This window comes from Acinetobacter sp. A47 (genome assembly GCF_000805455.1).
Lineage (GTDB): Bacteria > Pseudomonadota > Gammaproteobacteria > Pseudomonadales > Moraxellaceae > Acinetobacter.
Genome location: NZ_JSUS01000052.1, coordinates 1 through 3352, shown reverse-complemented (window position 1 = coordinate 3352; position 3352 = coordinate 1). Strand labels below are relative to the sequence as shown.

Genomic DNA, 3352 nt, shown 5'->3' with positions numbered 1-3352 from the left:
GCCATATCCACCAGACATGGGCTGGCAAAGATATCCTGTAAGCCAAGCGTATAACCGGCACTTCTTAAACGGCTCACCAGACGCACTGCCAGTAACGAGTTACCGCCCAGCATGAAGAAGCTGTCATTACGACTCACCTGCTCGATTCCAAGCAGTTCACACCAGTGCTTCGCCAGTAGCTCCTCTACCTCACCCTTCGGAGCCTCATATAGACCACGAATCAGGCTGTCTTCTGTCGGCATCGGTAAACCACGTTTGTCCAGCTTGCCATTTGGTGTCAGCGGGAAACTGTCCAGACGCACATAACTTCTCGGTACCATATAGTCCGGTAACTCACGTGCCAACCAGGCATGTAGCCCTGAAGCATCAACCTCTGCCTCCGCTGAATCTGCTATCCACCACGCAACAAGATGACGGCCTTCACCTTCTCCACGGACCTGTACAACCGCCTCTTTCACAGCCGGGTGGCCTGAAAGCTGTATCTCAATCTCTCCCAGCTCAATCCGGAATCCACGGATCTTCACCTGATCATCATTACGGCCCAGATATTCGATATTCCCGTCTGCCAGCCAGCGTGCAGTATCCCCTGCACAATACATTCTGGCTTCAGCCTCGGTACTAAACGGATCCGGAAGGAAACGCTCGGCTGTAAGCTCTGGCCGGTTCAGGTAACCTCGCGCAACCTGTACACCACCAATATATAACTCACCTGTAACTCCCGCTGGTACCGGATTACCTTGCGAATCTAATATATAAATTTGTGTATTCGCTATTGGTTTACCAATTAAAACTGTTTTTAAATCAGTAATATCATTTGGACAAGCCCAGGCAGTTACTTCAATTGTTGCTTCTGTAGGACCATACAGGTTATGGAGTTCAGTTCCAGGCAAGAGCGTCTTAAAGAGTTTCGCTGTAGGAACAGGTAAAGCTTCACCACCAGAAACCACCAATTTAAGATTTATTGCTTTAGTTCTTACATCATCCGAACTCAAGAATTCTGACAGCATCGATGCAACAAAATGCATAATTGTAATATTTTGTTCTACAATAATCTGACTTAGATAAGTTGGGTCTCGGTGACCCTGTGGCTTAGCCATAACCAGTCTGGCACCCGTAATAAGAGGTAGAAAAAACTCCCATACGGAAATATCAAAGCTAAATGGAGTCTTCTGTAAAATAGAGTCTGATTCATCTACATGATAAGATTTCGTCATCCAATAAAGACGATTAACTACTCCTCTATGTTCAACCATTACTCCCTTCGGATTACCTGTAGAACCTGAGGTATACATTACATAAATAAGATGGCGGCTGTTTAAACCAATCTCTGCCGGTAGCAGATTCTCTTCAGAATATGCAGAGGCCTGTTCAAAGGCATCCTGCAGTAATACCACCGGTACCGATGAACTCTTCAGCACATCTATACCCGTCGCATCAGCCAGTAATAATCTTGGAGAGGCATCTTCCATAATATAGGCCAGGCGCTCTACCGGATAACCAGGGTCCAGTGGAACATATGCTCCTCCGGCCTTCATAATACCCAGCAAGGCAACCACCATCGCTATACTACGCTCTGCACATAAGGCAACCCGCTCATCCGGACCAACACCCTGTGCTCGTAAATAATGTGCCAGACGGTTCGCTTCAGCATTCAGCTCGGCATAGCTCAGTTGCTCGCCTTCTATGACCACCGCAACAGCTTCCGGTGTTCTTTCTGCCTGAGCCTCAAATAGCTCATGTAAACATTTGTCCTGCGGATACGCTGCCGAAGTATCATTCCATTCGTACAGCACACGTGAACGCTCTTCTTCCGGTAGTACCGTAAGCTCTCTTACTGGTTGTGACGGGCTACTTTCCAGAGCAGTGACCAGAGACTCCAGTGCCTGCTCCATATAAGCACAGATACGCTTCGGTCCTAGTGTAGTGATGGCCGTCGTGATGATACCCAAACTCTGACCATCATCCTCAAGTGAAACCGTAATTGGATAGTTGGTACGCTCCCGACCTCCAGTAAAATGTACACCCTCAATCTCTTTCGATGCTTCAGTACGTTCATAGCGACGATAGTTGAGAAGGTTATTAAATAACGGAACCTCACCTTCAATTGCACTACATCTTTGTGCTTCGGATAAAGATGCCTGCTCATGGGCCAGTAACTGGCCGAGACGGGCATGAACTTCTCGCACCGCAACTTCACAGCCCAGTTCATTCATATCGATCCGGATTGGCAGGGTATTAATCAGCATCCCCACCAGTTGCTCCGTATCCGCTCCGCTACGGCCTAGAAGAACCGTACCAAATACAACCTCTTCACGACCACTGCAAAGCGATACGACCTGTGCCCAGCCCAGATGACACAAGCTGGCAAGCCCCACTCCCAGACGCGTAGCCTGTGTTCTTAATCTTGCATTTAAATCATCAGCCAGCTGTATACGGTGTTCTGAGGTTTCGACACCTTCAAGTCTTACATCATTGATACCAAAGGCCAGTACCGGCTCGGTAATATCACCCAGCATCCCCTGGAAGAAACGGGCTGCTTCCTCCTTACGGTCTTTACGCTGGTGTCCTGCAATAACATTACGGAAAGGAACAGCTGCCTTAAAGCCTTGACGCTCTTCCTCGCTGGCTAGGGCTTCTTGCTTCAGGATTTCTGCTGAAACGTTATCTGCAACTAGATGGTGCGATACCCATCTCGCAATATATTCACCATTTTCACAGGCATTCACCACCAGACGCATCAGCGGTGCCTTCCCGATGTTCAGGCCCTGCTCATGTGTATACTCATGCAGCTGCTCATCCGTCAGGTAGCCCGGTACCGTCTCAACCTCCAGTTCTGCCTCACGCCAGACGACCTGTACCGGCTCCTGTAAACCCTCATAGTGGATCGATGTACGCAGGCTGTCATGACGGTCTATATGCTGCTGCAATACCTTCACATATCTATCCAGAGCATCGGCATTATCAAATCTCAATGCAGTGACAGAAGTGTACGGATCATCACCATCATCAAGCAGGCGATGGAACAGCATCCCTTCCTGTAATGGTGACAAGGCATAGATATCCTGGATATTCGGTACCCCTCCCGGTATCTGCGCAACAACCTGATCAATCTCGACCTGTGTCATTGATGCAAGTGGCAACATCTCCGGTGTGATCTTGACTGTCTCTGCTGTAATCACATTCGCAGGAATTTCCAGTATCTCCTGCGCTTTATGGCAGGCTTTCGCCATATCCACCAGACATGGGCTGGCAAAGATATCCTGTAAGCCAAGCGTATAACCGGCACTTCTTAAACGGCTCACCAGACGCACTGCCAGTAACGAGTTACCGCCCAGCATGAAGAAGCTGTCAT

At 48.7% G+C, this 3352-nt stretch carries 1 protein-coding gene; it reads right to left on the bottom strand.

The window, feature by feature from the left end; translation table 11 throughout:
- On the bottom strand, positions 1-3352 hold a 3352-nt coding region (locus tag OC23_RS12155), incomplete at both ends, for a non-ribosomal peptide synthetase (RefSeq protein WP_038345117.1).